Origin of the sequence: Nocardioides sp. (assembly GCF_044226305.1) — a bacterium.
Classification (GTDB): Bacteria; Actinomycetota; Actinomycetes; order Propionibacteriales; family Nocardioidaceae; genus Nocardioides.
On record NZ_JBGAHF010000009.1, the window covers coordinates 196,645 to 215,831 of the forward strand.

Sequence of the window (19,187 nt, forward strand, 5' to 3'; positions counted from 1 at the left end):
CCTAGCCAGGGTCCACCGACGACTCAGCCCGGGTGCTGGTCGTGGAAGCGCACCGCCAGCACGGCGACGTCGTCGTCGAGCCGCTCCGGCGCCAGCTCGGCGAGGACCGCGTCGAGGAACTCGCCGACCGGCAGCCCGTGGTGCCGGCCGGCCACCGACGCCAGCCGGTGCAGCCCGTCGTCGATGTCCTCGCCGCGCCGCTCGACGAGACCGTCGGTGTAGAGCAGGAGGAGCGAGCCGGACGCGATCGTCGTGCGGCGGTCGTCGCGTTCGCCGTCGGGGTCGACGCCCAGCATCAGGTCGGGCACCCCGTCCGCCAGCAGGGTCACGGTGCCCCCGGCGGTGACGACGAGCGGCGGCGGGTGGCCGGCGTTGGTCCAGCGCAACGTGCGCTCACCCGTCGTCCGCTGCTGCGCCGACTGCTCGATCCGGGCGTAGACCAGGCTCGCCATCCCGTCGACCGTGAGGTCCTGCATCGCCTGGTCGAGCCGGGTGACGTTCCGCGAGGGCGCGTCGTCGACCGCCCAGGCGATCGCCCGGAGCATCGTGCGGAGCTGGCCCATGATCGCCGCGGCACCGATGTCGTGCCCGACCACGTCACCGACCATGAGGCAGGTGAGCCCGGACGGCATCACCACGGCGTCGTACCAGTCGCCGCCCACCTGGTCGCGCGAGGCCGCCGGCCGGTAGCGCGCGGCGAGCTCGAGGTCCGCCGGCTCGGGGAGCCGCGGCAGCAGCGAGTTCTGGAGGGTCACCAGCGCGTCGAGCCGCTCCTGGACGAGCAGTGCGCGCTGGAGGGCCTGGGCGGCGTACGACGTCAGCGCCTCGATCGTGACTCGGTCCTCGTCCGACAGCCGACGGTCGGTCTCCCACAGCAGCGCCAGCGTGCCGAGGACGCGGTCGCGGCTGACCAGGGGCACGAACGAGCGGGCGTCTCCGACCTGCTGGCTGGTGTCGAGGTGCGGGTAGAGCCGGTTCTGCAGGTCCTTGTCGCCGAAGTGGAGCGGGTGCCGCCGCACGATCGCGGAGCCCAGGGGGTTCGTCTCGTCGAGCGGCAGCACCCGGTTGTTGTGGGCCGAGGCCCAGCCGGCGCCGGGGTAGTCGACGTAGGAGAGCACCTCGCCGTGCTCGCCGCCGGCGCGCAGCCAGATGCCGGCGCGCAGGCAGCCGAGGTGCACCAGTGCCGTCTGCTCGACCGCCCGTGCGACGTCGGCCAGGTCGCGGGTGCTCGAGAGGGCCTCGCTGAGCGCCAGCAGCACCCGGCTGCGGTAGGACAGGTCCTGCTCCGCGCTGCGCATCGCCCGCTCCGAGAGCTCGGTCGAGCACGCCGCGGCGAGGTCCGCGAGCATCTCGAGGTCGCCGTCCGACCAGGACCGGGGCTCGTGCGCGATCGCGCAGAGGGACCCCACGACCGTGCCGGTGTGGTCGGTGATCGGCCAGCCGGCGTACGCGATCACCGCGAGGTCGCGGATCGCGGGGTTGTCGCGGACCCGCGGGTGCGTGCGGGCGTCGTCGACGACGAGCGGCGCGCGGTCCGCCACCACGTGCTGGCAGAAGGAGTGGGAGAGCGGGGTCTGGCGCTCGGCGTCGACCTCGGGCGGCAGCCCGCACGCCCCGGTGAGGACCTGGCGGTCCGGCTCGACGAGCGAGACCAGGGCGACCGGGACGTCGAGGGCCCGGCAGACCATGCGGGCGTACCGGTCGAACGACGGGTCGGCGCGGACCGCGCCGGCGGGACTCATGGGTGGGGGTCTCCTCGTGGTTGCCCGCCCCGAACCTATCGGTCGGGCGAAGCCACCGCTTCACCCTCGTGGGCGCTCGAGGTCGGGTCAGCCGAGGGCGAGGCTGGCCGCGATCGCCAGCATCACCAGCCCGATGAGGACGTCGAGCACCCGCCAGGCGCGCGGGCTGGCGAGCAGCGGGGCCGCGAGCCGGGCGCCGTAGCCGAGCGAGGTGAACCACACGATGCTGCCCAGGCAGGCGCCGACCGCGAACCACCAGCGCCCGGTCACCCCGTGGTGGTTGGCCACGGTGCCGAGCAGCAGCACCGTGTCCAGGTAGACGTGCGGGTTGAGCCAGGTCAGCGCGAGCATCCGCACCGCGACGGTACGGCGGCGACTGGTCGCCCCCGCCGCCGACGTCTGGAGCGACTCGGCCCGGCGCGCGCGGAGGAGCGAGCTGACGCCGTACCACCCGAGGAAGGCGACGCCGAGCCAGCGCACGACCACCAGCGCCCAGCCGGCGCGCTCGACGACCGTGCCGATGCCGGCCACACCGGCGACGATGAGGACCACGTCGGAGAAAGCGCAGATCGCGACCACAAGTCCGACGTGCTCACGGGCCAGACCCTGGCGCAGGACGAACGCGTTCTGCGCGCCGATCGCCACGATCAGGGAGAGGCCGGTGAGCAGGCCGGCGACCAGGGGGTCGATCACCCGGCCACGGTAGGTGCGAGGGACAGGTGAAGGCCAACGAAAGAATCTTCACAACCATTAGCATCACTTCATGAATCTCGTCCCTTCGCAGCTGGCGGCGCTGGTGGCGATCGCGGACCACGGGACGTTCGACGCGGCCGCCCGCCACCTGCACGTGACGCCCTCGGCCGTGAGCCAGCGGATCCGGGCGCTGGAGTCCCAGCTCGGGCGGGTGGTCGTCCAGCGGACCACGCCGTGCCGGCCGACCGCGGACGGCGAGGTGGTGCTCCGGCTGGCCCGGCAGGTCCAGCTGCTCCACGACGAGCTGGGGGAGTCGCTCGCCCACGGCGGCACGCCCACCGTCGACCTGCCGGTCGCGGTGAACGCCGACTCGCTCGCCACCTGGTTCCGGGCCGCGATCGGCGAGGTGGCCGGGTGGGCGGACGTGGCGCTGCGCCTGCACGTCGAGGACCAGGCGTTCTCGGCCGGGCTGCTGCGCAGCGGGGACGTGCTGGCGGCGGTCACCAGCGAGCCGACCGCGGTCCAGGGCTGCTCGGTCGAGCGGCTCGGCGCGCTGCGCTACGTGCCGGCCGCCACGCCCGCGTTCGCCGACCGCTGGCGGCGCGGGCGCGGCCCGGACTGGGCGGCGATGCCGGTGGTGGTCTTCAACGAGAAGGACGGCCTCCAGCACCACGTGCTGGCGGGCCGGGGGGTCGCGGGGCCGCCGGTCGTGCACCGGGTGCCCACGTCCGCCGACTTCGCGGAGGCGGTCCGGCTCGGCCTGGGCTGGGGGATGATCCCCGAGCCTCAGCTCGACGCGTCCCTGGTCCCGCTCGTCCGCCGGCTGCACGTCGACGTCGCGCTCCACTGGCAGCGCTGGCGCCTCGACTCACCCGTCCTGGACCGGCTCACCGACGCCGTACGCCGGCACGCGCGGCGCGCGCTGCGACCCTGAACCTGCCACCGGCGCCGCCCTCGTCGTGGCCTCCCGCCGCCGCCCCTGATCGCCGACGCGCGGAGGGGCCCGGCGGGGGACTGCCGGACCCTCCGTTCCTGGCCTACGCTGCGGAGATGAGCGTGCGGCACGTCCTCGTGGCCCTCCTGCTGGCCGGTGGCCTGGTGGCGTGCGGGGACGAGGGGTCGGAGCCGTCCTCGACCGCGGGCTCGTCGCCGAGCGCCTCGCCGGGTACGTCGGCGGCCGAGCCGCTGCCGACCGGGAAGAGCGACCTCGTCGTGGACGCCGGCACCTACGGCTCGCCGGAGGGGTTCCGCCCGGCCCTGGAGCTGCAGGTGCCCGCCGGGTGGACCAGCGTCCACCGCGGCGCGGACGCCTTCGACCTCGGCAAGCCCGACCCCAGCCGCGACGCACCGCTCGTCGCGGTCGTCGTGATGCGCCCGCCGCAGGCGAACGCCGCCGAGGCCCTGGCCGCCGCCCGGGACGCCGCGACCGGTGCCGTGGCGCCCGTCGACGGGGTGGACCTCGTCGGCCTGCCGGCGGAGGGGGTGGACCTGCTCGGTGGCCACGGCCAGGTGGTGGAGAGCGCGGACGGCGGCATCGCCCTGGACGCGGGTCCGGACCAGCGGCTGCGGCTGCTCGCCGTCGACGTCGGGGACGACCCCCTGCTCGTGGCGGTCCTGGTCCCCGACGGGGCCCACTTCTACGCCGCCTGGCAGCAGGTCAAGCCCCTGCTCGCCGGGATCACCGCCGCCTGACGGCCGGCGCGACCGGGCCGTCGTCGACCAGCGGCCGTGCCGCTGCGCGTGGATCAGAAGGCGCTCTCGTCGAGCTCCATCAGCTCCATGTCGACGGCCTCGGCGATCGCGCGCTCCGCGGCGATCTTGGGGAGGACGGTGCGGGCGAAGAACTGCGCACCCGCGACCTTGCCCTCGTAGAAGGCCTGGTCCTTGCCCGGGTCGCCGCCGAGCTTGTCCAGGGCGACCTCGGCCTGACGCAGCAGCAGCCAGCCGCACACGACGTCGCCGAGCACCATGAGCAGGCGGCTCGTGTTGAGCCCGACCTTGTAGATGTTGCGGACCTCGTCCTGGGCCGACATCAGGTCGTTGATGAGGTGGCCGACGATCGCCTGGGCGTCGTCGAGGGCGCGGGCCAGCAGCTCGCGCTCGTTCTTCAGCCGTCCGTTGCCGGCTCCGCTCTCGATGAACGCGGTGATCTCGCCGGCGAGGTGGCCGAGCGCCTGGCCCTGGTCCTTGACGATCTTGCGGAAGAACAGGTCCTGGCCCTGGATCGCGGTCGTGCCCTCGTACAGCGTGTCGATCTTCGCGTCGCGGACGTACTGCTCGATCGGGTACTCCTGCAGGAAGCCGGAGCCGCCGAAGGTCTGCAGCGACTCGGTGCCCAGCAGCACCCACGAGCGCTCGGAGCCGTAGCCCTTGACGATCGGGAGCAGCAGGTCGTTGACCTTCTCGGCCAGCTCGTCACGCTCCCCGGCGTGCTCGGCGAGCATCACCTTGTCCTGCCAGGTCGCGGTGTAGAGCACCAGGGCGCGCATCGCCTCGGCGTACGACTTCTGGGTCATCAGCGAGCGGCGCACGTCGGGGTGGTGGGTGATCGTGACGCGCGGTGCGGTCTTGTCGGCCGACCGGGTCAGGTCGGCGCCCTGCACGCGCTCCTTGGCGAACTCGAGCGCGTTGAGGTAGCCGGTCGAGAGCGTCGCGATCGCCTTGGTGCCGACCATCATCCGGGCGTTCTCGATGACCTGGAACATCTGCGCGATGCCCTGGTGCACCTCGCCGAGGAGGTAGCCGCGGGCGGGCTCGCCGCCACCGACCGACGGGTCGCCGAAGGTGACCTCACAGGTGTTGGAGACCTTGATGCCCATCTTGTGCTCGACGTTGGTGACGTAGACGCCGTTGCGCTCGCCGAGCTCACCGGTCTCGAGGTCGAAGTGGTACTTCGGCACGATGAACAGCGACAGGCCCTTGGTGCCCGGCCCGCCGACGCCCTCGACGCCCTGCGGACGCGCGAGCACCAGGTGCACGATGTTGTCGGAGAGGTCGCTCTCGCCCGAGGTGATGAACCGCTTGACGCCCTCGATGTTCCAGGTGCCGTCCTCGTTCGCCGTGGCCTTGGCCCGACCGGCGCCGACGTCGGAGCCCGCGTCGGGCTCGGTGAGGACCATCGTCGCCACCCAGCCCTTGTCGATCATCAGCTGGGCGATCTTCTTGTCCCGCTCGGTGCCGTTGCGGAAGAGCACGCCCGCGAACATCGGGCCGGCGCCGTACATCCAGATCGCCGGGTTGGCGCCGAGCACGAGCTCGCCCATCGCCCAGCAGACGCTGGCCGGGGCCGGGGTGCCGCCGAGCTCGGCGAAGGTGTTGAGCCGCCAGAACTCCGCGCCCATCCACGCGTCGTAGCTCTTCTTGAAGGCCGCGGGGACCGGAGCGGTGTTGGTCTGCGGGTCGAAGACCGGCGGCGTGCGGTCGGACTCGACGAACGACTCGGCGAGCTCCTCGCGCGCCAGCCGGTCCACCTCGGCGAGGACCTCGCGGGCGGTGTCGGTGTCGACCTCGCTGAAGGGTCCGGTGCCCAGGACCTCGTCGCGGCCGAGCACCTCGAACAGGTTGAACTCGATGTCGCGGATGTTGCTCTTGTAGTGGCTCACGGCTCTACCTTCGCTGTGCGTGCGTGGACGATACTCGTCAGTAACTTCATGGTACGTACCCGTCAGTAACCCCGCAACCGGGGTCCGTCAAACCTGTCCGGGACGTGGCGTCGCCGACACCCGGCCGACGACGGGTCGGCCGGGTGGCGTGCGGACGGGTCGGCTGCTCAGCGCACGATCGCCGAGGAGGCGTCCGACCAGGCGGCCTTGGCGCCGCTGTGGCCGATCCGCGCGACCTGGATGCCGGTGCCGACCGCGGCCAGGACGGCGAGCACGCCGACCACCGCGGTCGCCGTGCGGAACTTCCCGGGCGCCTGGGACGACGTCGCGTGCGGTGCCGGCGCCGGGGCCGTCAGGGTCGCCGTGCCTCCGCCGGAGGTCGTCTCGGCCGACGGGGCCGTCACCGGCTCGACCTCGAGCAGGCTGCGCTGGCGCTGGCGGTCCAGCCACCAGAAGCCCGCCGAGAACACGAACAGCGCGATCGTGAAGGGCAGCAGCTGGTCGCCGAGCTCGGCGTGCTTCTCGACCAGGGAGCTCTCGCCGACCTTCTCCTCCAGGCTCTCGCCCGTGGAGGTCGACAGTGGGGTCAGGATCAGGGCGACGGCGCTCAGGCACATCGGCAGCGGCCCGGCCCAGGCCCGGAACCGCGGCCAGCACACGGCCAGGATCACGAGCAGGGCGGCCAGCGGCACCAGCACGGAGGTGGCGTGGACGATCAACGGATGCAGCGGCAAGCCGCCGATGCTGTCAGGCATGACGTGCCCCTTCCAGGTTTCGTCGCCCCGGCGTCGCTCGCCGGGGTTGGATCCAGCCAACCTCCGGAGCCGGCCGCGCCCCAGATGCGGAGGTCCCGAACCGCTCGGGACGTGGGCCCGAGGACCCGGGGCCCTTGACAAGGAGGCGGTCTGCTAAAGACCATAAAGAAGATCGACTTACTTCCCCGAAGGTTGTCCCATGCGCAAGCTCGTGCTCCTGGCCCTGGTCGGCTTCGCCGCCCAGCTGGTCGACGGGTCGCTCGGCATGGGGTACGGCGTCACCTCGGCCACGCTGCTCCTCGCCGGCGGCCTCGGCCCCGCCGCGGCCTCGGCGGCGATCCACTTCTCCGAGATCGGCACCTCGCTGGTCTCCGGCGCCTCCCACCACGCCCTCGGGAACGTCGACTGGCGCACGGTCGGCATCCTCGCGGCGCCGGGCTTCGTCGGCGCCTTCGTCGGCGCGACGCTCCTCGCGCACGCCGACGCGACCACGGCGCGGGTCGGGGTGGCCGCCATCCTCCTCGTCCTGGGCGGCTACGTGACCTGGCGCTTCCTCGTGCCGCAGCGGCTGCGGTTCGAGGGCCGGCTGTCGGTGCGCTTCCTGGCCCCCGTCGGCCTGGTCGCCGGCCTGGTCGACGCGGTCGGGGGCGGCGGCTGGGGGCCGGTGGGGACCACCACGATGCTCTCGTCGGGGCGCCTCGAGCCGCGCAAGGTCGTCGGGTCGGTGGACGCCGCCGAGTTCGTCGTCACGATCGGCGCCTCCCTCGGCTTCCTGCTGGCGCTCGGCACCCAGGGGGTCGACTGGGCGTTCGCCGCGGCCCTGCTCGTCGGCGGGGTGATCGCCGCGCCGCTCGCCGCGGTCGTCGTGCGCTACCTGCCGGCCCGGGTGCTCGGGGTGACCGCCGGCGGCCTGATCGTGCTGACCAACCTCAAGACGCTGGCCGACGCCGCCGGCGTACCGGGGGTCACCACCGGGCTGCTGGCCTCGGTCACCGTGACCATGTGGGTGCTGTGGATCTCCTGGGCCGTCAAGCTGGACCAGGCCGAGCGCGAGGGAGGTGCGCTGCGCCCCGGTGACCTGGTAGCAGCCAAGATCGACTGAACAAGTCGAGACATCTGACACACTTGCTCCATGCGAGTGTCCGCGAAGTCCGACTACGCCCTCCGAGCGCTGATCGAGATGACCTCGCGGGAGGACGCTCGCGCCATCAGCGCCGAGGAGCTCGGCCGCCTGCAGGAGATCCCCCACGGGTTCCTCCAGGCGATCCTCGCCGACCTGCGCCGGGCGGGCATCGTGATGTCCCAGCGCGGCCAGTCCGGTGGGTGGCGGATGGGCCGCCCGGCCGCCGACGTGTCCGTGGCCGACGTCATCCGCGCCGTGGACGGCCCGCTGGTCTCGGTCTACGGGCTGCGCCCGGAGGCGGTCACCTACAACGAGACGGCCGACGTGCTCCAGCACGTCTGGATCGCGGCCCGCCGCTCGCTGCGGGACGTCTTCGAGAGCGTCTCCATCCAGCAGCTGGCCGACGGCCGCCTTCCGGACTCGGTCACCTCCCGGACGGCCGACGAGGACGCCTGGCAGCCCCACTAGCCCGGACCCGGTCCCGGCCAGCCAACTGGAACGTGTTCTAGCATGCCGGCATGATCACGTCGGATGCCATCACCTGGACCGCGCCGGACGACGACCACCCGGCCCGTGCGGCCTCCCAGCGCTCCTACTCGGCCGTCGCCAAGGGCGACCTCGCCGAGTGGCTGACGGTGTACGCCGAGGACGCGGTGCTCGAGGACCCGGTCGGCCCGTCGATGTTCGACCCCGAGGGCCGGGGCCACCACGGGCACGCCGGGATCGCGGCCTTCTGGGAGAAGGCGATCGCGCCGATCCACCGCTTCGAGTTCGAGATCTACGAGTCCTTCGCGAACCCCGGGAGCAACACCTGCGCCAACATCGGCCGGATCCGGACCTCGTTCCCCGACGGCAGCCACACCACCACCGAGCTGATCATGGTCTACGTCGTCGACGACGACGGCCGGGTCACCTCGATGAAGGCCTACTGGGAGCCCGAGCGCACGATGGCCAGCTTCACCCCCGCCGACGGTTGAGTCGAGACTTCTGACCTGTCGAGTCGAGACTTCTGACCTGTCGAGTCGAGACTCCTGACCACCGGTCTCAGTCGCGCACGTGCTCGGCGGCCCAGTCGACCAGCGGGCGGAGCGCGCGCCAGTCGTCGCGGACCAGCTCCAGCAGCTCCGGGGTGTGGACGACCGGCTCGAAGCCCAGCGGGTGCCCGACGACCAGCGACCGGTGGCGGAGCAGCTCGATGCGCGGGTGCCCGGCGTCGTACCCGCGCGGCGTCGTCTTGAGGCGGTCGCCGCCGACCTCGAAACCCTGCCCCTCGAGCCCGCGCAGGATGCCCTCGAGCTCGGGGCCGAACCGGTCGTGCGCGACCGCGTCGCGGTACGCGGCCAGCCGCGGGCCGCTCGCCTCGTAGAACCCGGCGCCGGTGCGGACGCCGCGCGGGGAGAGCTCGACGTACCAGCCGGTCGCCTCGCCGACCCGCACGAACGCGCCCTGGTGGGTCTTGTACGGCGTCTTGTCCTTCGCGAACCGCACGTCCCGGTAGGGGCGGAACACCTTGGCCGTGCCGAACTCGGGCTCGAGGGCGGCGCAGAGCGCGGTCATCGGCGCGCGGACGGCGTCGGCGTACACCTGCTTGTGCTTCTCCCAGAACGCCTTGGTGTTGTCGACCTCGAGGTCGTCGTAGAAGTCGAGCGCGGCGACGGGGAAGCCGGTGAACGGCGGCAGGTCGGTCACGGGCACGCCAGTCAGCCTAACGAGCCGGGTGAGGCAGGACGGGGCGAGACGGGGTGGCGGCGCCCGCTGCGACGCCACCACCACCGACTGTCGGACCCCCATGTGCCGACACAGGTCCAACGGAGGCGGTGGCGATCCGTGACGCCGAACCGCGGGACTTTCTCAGGACAGCGCGGCGGACACCTGTTCGTCGCCGGACTCGGCCATCGTCGTGACCGTGATCGCGTCGCCCCCGCAGCGCGGCGCGGTGAGGAACGCGCGGCCGGCGGGTGACTCGTAGGCCACGGAGAGCCCGGCGTCCGGGGACCACCGCATCAGCGCGGCCGGGTCGCCGTCGCGCTGCGGGTCCCGGACGAACCAGGCGGACCCGCCGCACCAGGTCAGGGTGCCGGCCGTGCCCGGGCCCAGGTCGGACTGCTGGCCACCGGCGGTGGCGTAGAGGTGCGCCTCCTCGATCCGGTGCTCGTCGGGGATCACCGACCAGACCGCCCCGTCCTCGGTGCGCAGCCCGTCCCACGCGCTGCAGTCGGGGACGCCCTCGAAGGGCGTGGCGTCGGCGCCGTCGAGGGCCATCAGCGTGCGGCAGGCCGGCCGACCGGAGTCGAAGCTGAGCACGGACGGCCCGCCCGGCGCCAGCTGCGCGCCGTTGAAGCCGTGCCGCTTCGGGGCGCACCAGCCCACGGTCGACGTCCGGGCCGCGAGGTCGACGTCCGCCGTGCAGTAGGCGCCCTTGCTGACGGTGGCGTGCAGGAGGTGCCCGCCGCCGAGCGCCCACGTGCCGCCGTTGGTGGTCGGTACGTCGGAGCGCCCGTCGACCACGAAGGTCTTCCCGGTCGCCAGGTCGGTGACCTCGGCGCGGCTGGGCTGCTGCTCGGTGCGGTCCTGCAGCACCACGACCGCCCAGTCCCCGTCGAGCAGGGCATCGCTGACCCGGTAGCCGGGTGCGCCGCCCCCGGTCGATCCCTTCGGGCCGGTGAGCAGCCAGCTCGCGCCGTTGCCCTTGACGGTGATCGTCCAGCCGCCACCCCGGGTGACGGTGTCCTTCACCGGGCCGGGGACCGGCTCCCAGTCCAGGCTCGCGGGGTCGGCCGACGTCGGGGGCGGGGTCGACGACGTCGGGCTGCTCGGGGTCGAGGCCGGGCTGTCGCTGCTCGGCGACGGGCTCGGGTCCCCGCCGCCGTCACCGTCGCTGCCGGTGCAGCCGGCGAGGGCGAGGGCGAGCACCACGACGGCGTACCGCGTGGCGCGCATCAGACCCCGACGTTGTGGGCGTAGTGCGCCTGGTTGGCGCGGTAGCTCTTGTAGGCGTCGCGCCACTGCACCCGGTCGATGTACGGCTCGGACGGGTCGAAGCGCTGCTGGTTCCAGGGCTCGAAGTAGCCGAGCTCGTCGGGCTTGCTGCCGCGCTTCGCATAGCCCCGGCCGACCTGGTAGTGCCCGGACGCGTCGTCGTCGAGGTAGGGGTAGTAGCGCTTGAGCAGGATCGGGTGCAGCACCACCGGCGCCCGGTAGTCGTGGATGTGGCGCATCATCAGCAGCATCCACTTGGAGAAGCTGTAGTGGCCGATGTCGAGGACGATGTAGGGCCCCGCGTGCGACGGCTTGTCCCAGCCGGTCGACTGGTTGACGACGCGGACCATGTCGTAGACCGACGTGCCGCTCGTCGTGGTGTTCAGCCGGTGCGCCCACCAGGACTGCTTCTGGCGCTTGTGCCGCCAGCCCCAGACGATCATCTGCATCGACGTCGGGCCGCACCAGTAGTACTCGGTCTGCTCCGCGACGTCGTCGGGGTCGAGCACCGTGTCGCGCGCCGGGTAGTCCGCGGCGGTCTTGACCGGCGAGTCTGACGGGTGGGGGGTCGGGCTCGGCGTCCTCGTCGGGGACTTGGTCGGGGACTTGGTCGGCGACTTGGTGGGCGACTTGGTCGGGGAGGCGGTGTTCGGGGTCGCACCGACCTGGGTCGTGGCGGGCACGTCCGCCCGGGCCTCGGGGTGGTTCTCGAGGAAGTCCGGCGGCAGCGGGACGCCCTCGATCTCGTGACGCAGCAGCCACACCTTGGCGACCGAGCGTGCCGCCATGGTCAGCTCGGCCCGGTCGGCCTCGGCGCGGGCGGCGGGGCTCATCCGGGCCTCGCGCAGGAGCGCCGCGGCGGGGTCGAGGTCACCGGTGTTGACGACACCGTCGCCCGCGCGGGCGACGGCGATCCGGGCCGCGGTCGCGACCCTGGCCTGCACCTGGGCCTCGGAGTCCTCGGTCCAGCCGGTGCCGAGGCAGTAGCGCTGGCCCTCGAACTCGGCGCACCGCACCAGCGAGGCGGCGAGCTGGTCCGGGGCGACCTTGCCCGAGACCCGCCCGACGGTCCGGCCGGCGGCGACGACCCGCTCGATCTCGGCGCGCGCCGCCGGCGTGACCTGGGAGAAGCCTGCGGTCCGGGCGGCCCGGAGCTGCCCCTCCTTGGTGCCGGAGGGTCGCAACCCGGCGTCGTCGCTGCCGTGCGGGACGAAGGGGGTCAGCGCCAGTAGCAGCGCCAGGGAGCCGACGACGATGACGAGGGTGCGGCGGGACATCAGGCGGTACCTCGAGACACACAGGGAAAGCGTCAGCCTCCACTGTCACCTCTCGTCACTCCCGTCGTCAAGCGCAACACCAGTCACACGGGGTCCGGTCTGGCGGGGTGGCGCCGCGAGTTTCGTCGGCCGGCCGACAAAACTCGCGCTGGGACGACAAAGCTTCATCGTCCAACCGCGAGTTTCATCGGCCGGGCGAGGTATCTCGACGGTGGGCAGAGCGTCGCGCTCGGGGAGCGCGGCGGCCAGATGACCGCGACGGCCGGAACGCACGAAACGGCCCGCCGAGGGCGGGCCGTCCGGTGACGTCCGGAACGCACGAACGGCCCGCCGGGGGCGGGCCGTCCGGTGACGTGGAGCGGATGACGGGACTCGAGCTCGCGACATCGACGGTGGGCAGAGTGTCACGCTCGGGGAGCGCGACCTCCAGCTGGCCGCGACCTCCAGCTGAGCGCGACCTCCGGAACGCACGAAACGGCCCGCCGAGGGCGGGCCGTTCGGTGACGTGGAGCGGATGACGAGACTCGAACTCGCGACATCGACCTTGGGAAGGTCGCGCTCTACCAACTGAGCTACATCCGCGGGACGCGCAGATACTAGTCGATGGCGGCGAGCGCCGGACGCTTCGGGTCGAGGCCGTCGCCGGAGGAGCGGCCGGTGAGCCGCCGGTGCACCCACGGCGCCAGGAACTCGCGGGTCCAGCGCGCGTTCTCGGCCAGCTTCTCGCGGCGGCTGAGCACCGGGATCGGTGCCAGCGGCGGCGCGGTCAGGTCGTGCCCGACCCCGAGGGCGTCCAGGACCCGCATCGCCATCATCGTGTGGCCGGCGGTGTTGAGGTGCATCCGGTCGGTGTCCATGACGGCAGGCAGCTCGACGTCGCGCATGCGCCACTGGTCGACGACGATCGCGTCGTGCCGGTCGGCGATCTCGCGGACCCACTCGTTGAACACCGCGAACCGGCCGCGCATCGCGGCGAAGACACCGGTCGTGCCCGGGTCGAACAGGGTGAACACGACGACCTGTGCGCCGCTCGCGGTGATCCGGCCGATCGCCGCGTCGTAGCGGGCCGCCAGGGCGTCGAGGTCGACGCGCGGGCGGAGCACGTCGTTGCCACCGCCGTGGATCGTCACCAGGTCGGGGTCGAGGGCCAGCCCCGGCGCCAGCTGCTCGTCGAGGATCGCGGGCAGCTTGCGACCGCGGATCGCCAGGTTGGCGTACCGGAAGTCCGGTTCGAGCGTGGCGAGGTGCTCCGCGACGCGGTCGGCCCAGCCGCGTACGCCGTTGGGCCGGGTCGGGTCGGGGTCGCCGACGCCCTCGGTGAACGAGTCGCCGAGGGCGACGTACCGCTGGAAGGTCACGGTCCCATTGTCGGTCCCGGCGGCCGGGCCCGCGGCGGCGGGGCCACCGGTAGGGTGCGAGCGTGCTGCTGTCAGACCGCGACATCGTCGCCGAGATCGACGCCGGTCGGATCGCGCTGGAGCCCTACGAGCCCGGCATGCTCCAGCCCTCCTCCATCGACGTGCGGCTCGACCGCTACTTCCGGGTCTTCGAGAACCACAAGTACCCGCACATCGACCCGGCCGCCGACCAGTCCGACCTGACCCGGGTGGTCGAGCCGGAGGGCGAGGACCCCTTCATCCTGCACCCGGGGGAGTTCGTGCTGGGGTCGACCTACGAGGTCGTGACGCTGCCGGACGACATCGCCGCCCGGGTCGAGGGCAAGTCCTCCCTGGGCCGCCTCGGGCTGCTGACGCACGCGACGGCGGGCTTCGTCGACCCCGGGTTCAGCGGCCACGTGACCCTCGAGCTCGCGAACGTCGCGACCCTCCCGATCAAGCTCTACCCGGGCATGAAGATCGGGCAGTTCTGCTTCTTCCGGCTGTCCTCGCCCTCGGAGCACCCCTACGGCTCGGCCAAGTACGGCTCGCGCTACCAGGGCCAGCGGGGTCCGACGCCGTCGCGGTCGTTCCAGAACTTCCACCGCACGTCGATCTGAGCCGGCAGCCCGGCAGGCGCGGCCCGGGCCGGGGACTCAGTCCTCGATCCGGTCGGCGAACCGGCGCAGACGCTGCGCGAGCAGGTGCCGGTGGGTGGTGGCGGGCATCTTCGGGGAGCTCGCGCGGGCGATCCGCTCGGCGAGCTGCTGACGGTTGGCCTCGGACTGCAGGACCAGGTTGGTGTGCTCCATGACGTGCTCCTCGGTCGTCGGGTGGTGGGGGGTGGTGGGGCTCAGACCTGGGTCAGGACGACGTCGCCGCTGACGACCTTCGCCCGGATCTCGACGTGGTCGGCCCCGTCCTCGGGGGCGCCGGTGCCCTGGAGGCCCGAGCGGATCGAGCCGGAGACCGTCGAGATGTCGGTCCAGACGGGGACGCCGGCGGGCACGCCCACCCGGACGTCGCCCGAGGCGCCCTTGGCGGTCAGCCGGCCCCGGTGGGCGGTGTCGACGACAAGGTCGCCGCTGCCGGTGGTCATGGTGACGTCGGTCTCGGCGCTGCCGACCTTGACGTCGCCGGACCCGGTCTTGACGACGACCGGTCCCCGGGTGGTCCACAGCTGGACGTCGCCGGAGCCGGTGGACGCCACGACGGAGGAGTCGGCGTCGACGACGAGGACGTCGCCCGAGCCGCTCTTGGTGCGGAGCTCGCCGCGCGCGGCCTCGACCCGGATCGCACCCGACCCGGTCTCGACGACCAGGGGGCCCTCGGCCGTGTCGACCTCGACGTCGCCGGAGCCGCTCTTGACCTGGCCCCGGCCGATCGTGCCGGTCACGGTGACGTCCGCGCTGCCGGTCTTCACCGCGAGCGCGCTGCCGGTGGGGAGCGTGACGACCACGTCGAGACGGCTGTCGCCGCCGAGGAGGCCCCACTGCTTGGGCGCGACGACGCTCACCTGCTCGCCGTTCTGCCGTACGTCGACCTGGTCGGCGTCCCGGCCGGTGATCTCGACCACGGTCTCGGCGGTCGCGGTGGCGACCACCTGCACCGAGCCCTTGCCGATCTCGGCGACGAGCTGGACGGGGTCGGGTGTCGTGAAGCGGTGCTCGGTCATGGTGCCTCTCCTGGATGTGGGTGTGCTCGTCCGCGGGGCCGGCGTGGTGCCGGACCCGGGTGGATCTGGGGTTCAGGTGTTGCTGGAAGGTCCGTGCGGTCTCGACCCGCCGGCCGCGACCTCGTTCCTCGGTCGCGCGGCTCGCTCGACCACCATCGGCGGATCCGCTGCGCGTCTCCGCTACACCCAGCCGGTCATCCGGCGGCCGCCGCCGCGCTTGCCGCCGAACGGGTCGGTGCCGCCGACGAACGGGATGCTGGACAGGTCGATGTCGACGTTGATCGCGCCCTCGCGGGTCGCGGCCCGCACGACGTTGACCAGCCAGGTGTTGAGCGAGTGCCCGGACCGGGCCGCGAGCTCCTCGGCCCGGGTCTTGACCGACTCGGGGATGCGGAGCGTGATCCGGGCGACGGTGCCCTCGTCGTCGGCCTCCTCGGCCGCGGGCGGCGGCCCGGCGGGCGCCTCCGCCGACGGGGCGGGGGCGTGCACCACGAACGCGAGCTCGCGGCCGTCGAGCCGGACGTCGACGCCACCGTCGGGCATCTCGGCGGTGATCTCGGCGGCGGCCTGGCTGACCGCCTCCATCAGGGCCAGCCGGGCGGCCGGGTCGAGGGCGAACGCGAGCCGCTCGGTGACCTCGCGGGCGTCGGGGCCCACGGCCTCGGCGGCGGCCACGAGGTCGCGGCGGAGGCTGTCGACGTAGGGCGTGATGTCCATGTGCACCACAGTGACATCATCATGACGTCATGTCAACACCCCAATGACGTCACAGCGTGGCACCGTGACGTCAACGACCCCGCCGCGGATCGACCAGGTTTGTGGGGACCGGCGAGGGGGCACTCGTCCCCGTGGTCCACATCCGGGTGTGAAAGGGGCACCGATGCCCAGTCCGACGGTCCTGGCGAGCACGCTCATCGACGCGAAGCCGGTCGACTACGTGATCGTCTTCGCCTACTTCGCCGTGGTCCTCGGCATCGGGCTGCTGGCCCGCCGATCGATCTCGGACTCGCTCGACTTCTTCCTCTCCGGGCGATCCCTGCCGGCGTGGGTGACCGGTCTGGCGTTCATCTCCGCCAACCTCGGCGCGGTCGAGATCATGGGCATGTCCGCCAACGGCGCCCAGTTCGGCATCCCGACGGTCCACTACTTCTGGATCGGTGCGATCCCGGCGATGCTCTTCCTGGGCGTCGTGATGATGCCCTTCTACTACGGCTCGAAGGTGCGCTCGGTCCCCGAGTTCATGTTCCGCCGGTTCGGCACCGGGGCGCACCTGGTCAACGCGATCTCGTTCGCCGTCGCCCAGCTGCTGATCGCCGGCATCAACCTGTTCCTGCTCGCGAGCATCGTGCACGCGCTGCTGGGCTGGTCGCTGTGGATCGCGCTCGTCGTCGCCGCCGCGGTCGTGCTCTCCTACATCACCCTCGGCGGGCTGAGCGCGGCGATCTACAACGAGGTGCTCCAGTTCTTCGTGATCGTCGCCGCCCTGCTGCCGCTGACCCTCATCGGCCTGCACCGTGTCGGTGGCTGGAACGGGCTGACGGACGGCATCACGAAGGCCGCCGACGCCCACCCGGACACGGTCGCCTCGGCGAGCGACCAGCTCAACTCCTGGCCCGGCACCGCCCTGACGGCGTTCAGCTCGGACTTCCTGTCGATCGTCGGGATCGTCTTCGGCCTCGGGTTCGTGCTGTCCTTCGGCTACTGGACGACGAACTTCGTCGAGGTGCAGCGCGCGATGGCGTCGGACTCGCTCTCCTCCGCGCGCAAGGCGCCGATCATCGGCTCCTTCCCGAAGATGTTCGTCCCGTTCATCACCATCATCCCGGGCATGATCGCCGCCGTGCTCGTCAGCGAGGTCGCGAGCGTCAAGGCCGGGGAGTCGGTGGCCGGCGGGTCGACCGGCGACGGCGTGACCTTCAACGACTCGCTGCTCTACCTGATGCGCGACGTGCTGCCCAACGGCCTGCTCGGCGTCGCGATCACCGGGCTGCTGGCGGCGTTCATGGCCGGCATGGCCGCCAACGTCTCCGCCTTCAACACCGTCTTCAGCTACGACCTGTGGCAGCGCTACATCGTCAAGGAGCGTGACGACAGCTACTACCTGGCGGTCGGGCGGATCGCCACGGTGGCCGCGGTCGTGGTCGCGATCTTCACCGCGCTCTTCGCGAAGAACTACACGAACATCATGACCTACCTGCAGACGCTGTTCGGGTTCTTCAACGCGCCGCTGTTCGCCACCTTCATCGTCGGCATGTTCTGGAAGCGGATGACGCCGACGGCCGGCTGGGTCGGGCTGGTCAGCGGGACCCTCGCCGCCGTGGCCGTCGGGATCGCGAGCGAGGACGCCCTCGGGTCGCTGAGCCAGGGCTGGATCGGGATCGGCGGCCAGGGAGCGTCGTTCGCGGCGGCGGGTGCCGCGTTCGTGGTGGACGTCGTGGTCAGCGTCGCCGTCTCGGTCGTGACCGAGCCGAAGCCGGCAGCCGAGCTGCGGGGCCTGGTCTACTCGGAGACACCGCGCGAGGACCTCGTGGACCCGCACGAGAAGTCGCACCCGTGGTACCAGCGCACCCTGCCGCTCGCCGGGGTCTCGCTGGGCCTGGTCATCATCTTGAACGTGATCTTCTAGAGGGGCTGACATGGCACAGAAGCAGACGGCGGGCGCCTTCGACATCCGCAACGTGATCGCCGGCCTGATCGGCCTCTACGGCATCATCCTCACGTTCCTCGGGCTCTTCGGCGACGAGGAGGGCGACAAGACCGGCGACGTCAACGCCAACTTGTGGGCCGGCCTCGCGATGATCGTCTTCGCGCTCTCGTTCGCGCTCTGGGCGCGGCTGCGTCCGGTCCGGGTCGCGACCGAGGACACGGACGCCGAGCCCGAGTCCCGCGGGACCGCCTAGCCCGAGCCCGGGTCGTAGGCGATCGCGACGATCGCGCCGTCCTCCCGGTAGACCTCCACCCGCAGCGGACAGCCGGTGCGCTCGGGGGGCTGGATGGTGAGCGCGAAGACGTCGGCGGTCCCGGCCACGGCCGGCGTCGGTACGCCGCAGCCTCCGGCACCCTGCCCCACCGGCACGACGTGGACGGCCGGGATGGCGTACGACAGCGGGTGCTCGCTCACGAGCGAGACGCGCCCCGACGCGGCCCGGAGGGCGTCCAGCACCCCGGTCGTCGCCCAGCCGTCGGGGTCCTCGGCGTGCGCGTGGTCCAGGATCAGCGGGGGTCCGTCCCCGGGGTAGACGAAGACCCGGTCGGCGAACGTCGGGGCCGGTCCGCGGTGGTTGGCGAAGTCGAGCAGCTGCCAGGAGGCGGCGCGGTCCTGGTAGTCGGTGAGGCAGGCGACGTCGGCCGGCAGCGAGGTGTAGAGCGTGATCGGGTCGCCGGCGTCGTACGGCGTGCCGGCCGGCGGGTCGCTGCCGACCGCCCGGCCGTAGACCTCGCAGGCCCGGAACGGCTGCACCGTGACGCGCAGGCCGCGGTCCTCCAGCAGTGCCCGGGCGTCGCTGCCGTCGTACCCGAACAGCGACGGCACCTGGTCGCCGCGCAGCCGGTCCGGAGGCGGCGGGTCCGGCCGGGTCACCGCGACGACGACCCCGATCCCGACCAGGGCGGCGGCCAGGGCGACGACGCCCACCCAGCGCCTGCTCGGGGCCTGCGGCGGTGGTCCGAGGACGGCGTCCCGCAGCGCGTCGTGCACGAGCGGGTCGGGGTCCTCGGCACGCTTGATGCTGCGCCGGTTCGCCGCCAGCACCTGCGCGACGAGCGCGGGGGCGTCCTCGTCGGGCACCCCGAGGTCGGCCGCCGCGCGCAGCAGGGCGTACCAGCGCGCGTCGCGGTACTCGTGCGGATCCATCTCACGTCCTGTTCGGAGCCGACGGTACGCGCGGATGGTGAGAGAGCGACAGGCCGCCGAACGACGACGGGTCGTGTGCCCCAGGATCGCGCCGTCACGCGTCCTGAGGCAC

The 19,187-nt window shown here is 72.5% G+C and carries 20 protein-coding genes and 1 tRNA gene; 8 read left to right on the top strand and 13 right to left on the bottom strand.

Annotated features, from left to right (window positions below; genetic code table 11):
• Positions 1 to 23: 23 nt before the first annotated feature.
• Positions 24 to 1,742, bottom strand: coding sequence for a SpoIIE family protein phosphatase (locus ACILQ5_RS12015; protein ID WP_395658234.1), 1,719 nt, complete (start codon positions 1,740 to 1,742; stop codon positions 24 to 26).
• Positions 1,743 to 1,829: 87 nt separating this feature from the next.
• A complete protein-coding gene (locus tag ACILQ5_RS12020) occupies positions 1,830 to 2,435 on the bottom strand; it encodes a LysE/ArgO family amino acid transporter (RefSeq protein WP_395658235.1) in 606 nt (201 codons plus the stop codon).
• Between the two features lie 70 nt (positions 2,436 to 2,505).
• Here ACILQ5_RS12020 and ACILQ5_RS12025 point away from each other — a divergent pair, with 70 nt between their 5' ends.
• Positions 2,506 to 3,369, top strand: a complete 864-nt coding sequence (locus ACILQ5_RS12025) for a LysR family transcriptional regulator ArgP (RefSeq protein ID WP_395658236.1) — start codon at positions 2,506 to 2,508, stop codon at positions 3,367 to 3,369.
• Between the two features lie 116 nt (positions 3,370 to 3,485).
• Positions 3,486 to 4,127 carry a hypothetical protein gene (locus tag ACILQ5_RS12030; RefSeq protein ID WP_395658237.1) on the top strand — a complete coding sequence of 214 codons (642 nt, stop codon included), beginning with the start codon at positions 3,486 to 3,488 and terminating at the stop codon, positions 4,125 to 4,127.
• Positions 4,128 to 4,180: 53 nt separating this feature from the next.
• Here ACILQ5_RS12030 and ACILQ5_RS12035 read toward each other — a convergent pair whose 3' ends face one another.
• Entirely contained in the window at positions 4,181 to 6,037 is a 1,857-nt protein-coding gene (locus ACILQ5_RS12035) for an acyl-CoA dehydrogenase (RefSeq protein WP_395658238.1), read from the bottom strand.
• Positions 6,038 to 6,204: 167 nt separating this feature from the next.
• The gene (locus tag ACILQ5_RS12040) at positions 6,205 to 6,792 is read right to left on the bottom strand and encodes a DUF2231 domain-containing protein (protein WP_395658239.1); all 588 of its coding nucleotides are present in this window, start codon (positions 6,790 to 6,792) and stop codon (positions 6,205 to 6,207) included.
• Between the two features lie 199 nt (positions 6,793 to 6,991).
• Here ACILQ5_RS12040 and ACILQ5_RS12045 point away from each other — a divergent pair, with 199 nt between their 5' ends.
• From ACILQ5_RS12045 to ACILQ5_RS12055, 3 genes are read left to right on the top strand one after another with little or no spacing between them, the layout of a single operon-like run.
• Positions 6,992 to 7,894: a sulfite exporter TauE/SafE family protein gene (locus ACILQ5_RS12045; RefSeq protein ID WP_395658240.1), complete on the top strand. Its 903-nt coding sequence runs from the start codon at positions 6,992 to 6,994 to the stop codon at positions 7,892 to 7,894.
• A 30-nt stretch (positions 7,895 to 7,924) separates the two neighbouring features.
• Complete coding sequence (locus ACILQ5_RS12050) at positions 7,925 to 8,383, top strand: RrF2 family transcriptional regulator (protein ID WP_395658241.1); 459 nt, start codon at positions 7,925 to 7,927, stop codon at positions 8,381 to 8,383.
• A gap of 50 nt (positions 8,384 to 8,433) precedes the next feature.
• Positions 8,434 to 8,892, top strand: coding sequence for a nuclear transport factor 2 family protein (locus tag ACILQ5_RS12055; RefSeq protein WP_395658242.1), 459 nt, complete (start codon positions 8,434 to 8,436; stop codon positions 8,890 to 8,892).
• A gap of 67 nt (positions 8,893 to 8,959) precedes the next feature.
• Here the strand turns inward: ACILQ5_RS12055 and ACILQ5_RS12060 are convergent, their stop codons facing one another.
• The 5 genes from ACILQ5_RS12060 to ACILQ5_RS12080 all read right to left on the bottom strand — a co-directional run bounded on the left by ACILQ5_RS12060 (position 8,960) and on the right by ACILQ5_RS12080 (position 13,529).
• Entirely contained in the window at positions 8,960 to 9,604 is a 645-nt protein-coding gene (locus ACILQ5_RS12060; RefSeq protein WP_395658259.1) for a DUF2461 domain-containing protein, read from the bottom strand.
• A gap of 162 nt (positions 9,605 to 9,766) precedes the next feature.
• Entirely contained in the window at positions 9,767 to 10,855 is a 1,089-nt protein-coding gene (locus ACILQ5_RS12065) for a hypothetical protein (RefSeq protein ID WP_395658243.1), read from the bottom strand.
• Entirely contained in the window at positions 10,855 to 12,171 is a 1,317-nt protein-coding gene (locus ACILQ5_RS12070; RefSeq protein ID WP_395658244.1) for a hypothetical protein, read from the bottom strand. The genes ACILQ5_RS12065 and ACILQ5_RS12070 overlap by 1 nt, the downstream gene beginning before the upstream one ends.
• Positions 12,172 to 12,677: 506 nt before the next feature.
• A tRNA-Gly gene (locus ACILQ5_RS12075) sits at positions 12,678 to 12,753 on the bottom strand.
• Positions 12,754 to 12,767: 14 nt separating this feature from the next.
• A complete protein-coding gene (locus ACILQ5_RS12080; RefSeq protein ID WP_395658245.1) occupies positions 12,768 to 13,529 on the bottom strand; it encodes an SGNH/GDSL hydrolase family protein in 762 nt (253 codons plus the stop codon).
• Positions 13,530 to 13,591: 62 nt separating this feature from the next.
• Here ACILQ5_RS12080 and dcd point away from each other — a divergent pair, with 62 nt between their 5' ends.
• Positions 13,592 to 14,167: a dCTP deaminase gene (dcd, locus tag ACILQ5_RS12085; RefSeq protein ID WP_395658246.1), complete on the top strand. Its 576-nt coding sequence runs from the start codon at positions 13,592 to 13,594 to the stop codon at positions 14,165 to 14,167.
• A gap of 36 nt (positions 14,168 to 14,203) precedes the next feature.
• Here dcd and ACILQ5_RS12090 read toward each other — a convergent pair whose 3' ends face one another.
• From ACILQ5_RS12090 to ACILQ5_RS12100, 3 genes are all read right to left on the bottom strand, one after another.
• Entirely contained in the window at positions 14,204 to 14,359 is a 156-nt protein-coding gene (locus tag ACILQ5_RS12090) for a hypothetical protein (RefSeq protein WP_395658247.1), read from the bottom strand.
• Between the two features lie 41 nt (positions 14,360 to 14,400).
• Complete coding sequence (locus ACILQ5_RS12095) at positions 14,401 to 15,222, bottom strand: DUF4097 family beta strand repeat-containing protein (RefSeq protein ID WP_395658248.1); 822 nt, start codon at positions 15,220 to 15,222, stop codon at positions 14,401 to 14,403.
• A 180-nt stretch (positions 15,223 to 15,402) separates the two neighbouring features.
• Entirely contained in the window at positions 15,403 to 15,939 is a 537-nt protein-coding gene (locus ACILQ5_RS12100; protein ID WP_395658249.1) for a pilus assembly protein HicB, read from the bottom strand.
• A 163-nt stretch (positions 15,940 to 16,102) separates the two neighbouring features.
• Here ACILQ5_RS12100 and ACILQ5_RS12105 point away from each other — a divergent pair, with 163 nt between their 5' ends.
• Together ACILQ5_RS12105 and ACILQ5_RS12110 are read left to right on the top strand one after the other, a co-directional pair.
• On the top strand, positions 16,103 to 17,848 hold the full coding sequence (locus ACILQ5_RS12105) for a sodium:solute symporter family protein (RefSeq protein WP_395658250.1): 1,746 nt from the start codon (positions 16,103 to 16,105) through the stop codon (positions 17,846 to 17,848).
• Between the two features lie 10 nt (positions 17,849 to 17,858).
• On the top strand, positions 17,859 to 18,122 hold the full coding sequence (locus ACILQ5_RS12110; protein WP_395658251.1) for a hypothetical protein: 264 nt from the start codon (positions 17,859 to 17,861) through the stop codon (positions 18,120 to 18,122).
• Here ACILQ5_RS12110 and ACILQ5_RS12115 read toward each other — a convergent pair.
• Positions 18,119 to 19,075: a PASTA domain-containing protein gene (locus ACILQ5_RS12115; RefSeq protein ID WP_395658252.1), complete on the bottom strand. Its 957-nt coding sequence runs from the start codon at positions 19,073 to 19,075 to the stop codon at positions 18,119 to 18,121. The genes ACILQ5_RS12110 and ACILQ5_RS12115 overlap by 4 nt on opposite strands.
• Between the last annotated feature and the right edge of the window lie 112 nt (positions 19,076 to 19,187).

What these genes read in the sequence shown, in the direction of transcription:
- ACILQ5_RS12115 (WP_395658252.1), bottom strand. Translation starts at nt 19,075, where the DNA reads ATGGATCCGCACGAGTACCGCGACGCGCGCTGGTACGCCCTGCTGCGC.
- ACILQ5_RS12055 (WP_395658242.1), top strand. Translation starts at nt 8,434, where the DNA reads ATGATCACGTCGGATGCCATCACCTGGACCGCGCCGGACGACGACCAC.
- ACILQ5_RS12050 (WP_395658241.1), top strand. Translation starts at nt 7,925, where the DNA reads ATGCGAGTGTCCGCGAAGTCCGACTACGCCCTCCGAGCGCTGATCGAG.
- ACILQ5_RS12105 (WP_395658250.1), top strand. Translation starts at nt 16,103, where the DNA reads ATGCCCAGTCCGACGGTCCTGGCGAGCACGCTCATCGACGCGAAGCCG.
- ACILQ5_RS12015 (WP_395658234.1), bottom strand. Translation starts at nt 1,742, where the DNA reads ATGAGTCCCGCCGGCGCGGTCCGCGCCGACCCGTCGTTCGACCGGTAC.
- ACILQ5_RS12100 (WP_395658249.1), bottom strand. Translation starts at nt 15,939, where the DNA reads ATGGACATCACGCCCTACGTCGACAGCCTCCGCCGCGACCTCGTGGCC.
- ACILQ5_RS12045 (WP_395658240.1), top strand. Translation starts at nt 6,992, where the DNA reads ATGCGCAAGCTCGTGCTCCTGGCCCTGGTCGGCTTCGCCGCCCAGCTG.
- ACILQ5_RS12030 (WP_395658237.1), top strand. Translation starts at nt 3,486, where the DNA reads ATGAGCGTGCGGCACGTCCTCGTGGCCCTCCTGCTGGCCGGTGGCCTG.
- ACILQ5_RS12090 (WP_395658247.1), bottom strand. Translation starts at nt 14,359, where the DNA reads ATGGAGCACACCAACCTGGTCCTGCAGTCCGAGGCCAACCGTCAGCAG.
- ACILQ5_RS12095 (WP_395658248.1), bottom strand. Translation starts at nt 15,222, where the DNA reads ATGACCGAGCACCGCTTCACGACACCCGACCCCGTCCAGCTCGTCGCC.
- ACILQ5_RS12065 (WP_395658243.1), bottom strand. Translation starts at nt 10,855, where the DNA reads ATGCGCGCCACGCGGTACGCCGTCGTGGTGCTCGCCCTCGCCCTCGCC.
- ACILQ5_RS12110 (WP_395658251.1), top strand. Translation starts at nt 17,859, where the DNA reads ATGGCACAGAAGCAGACGGCGGGCGCCTTCGACATCCGCAACGTGATC.
- ACILQ5_RS12025 (WP_395658236.1), top strand. Translation starts at nt 2,506, where the DNA reads ATGAATCTCGTCCCTTCGCAGCTGGCGGCGCTGGTGGCGATCGCGGAC.
- ACILQ5_RS12070 (WP_395658244.1), bottom strand. Translation starts at nt 12,171, where the DNA reads ATGTCCCGCCGCACCCTCGTCATCGTCGTCGGCTCCCTGGCGCTGCTA.
- ACILQ5_RS12040 (WP_395658239.1), bottom strand. Translation starts at nt 6,792, where the DNA reads ATGCCTGACAGCATCGGCGGCTTGCCGCTGCATCCGTTGATCGTCCAC.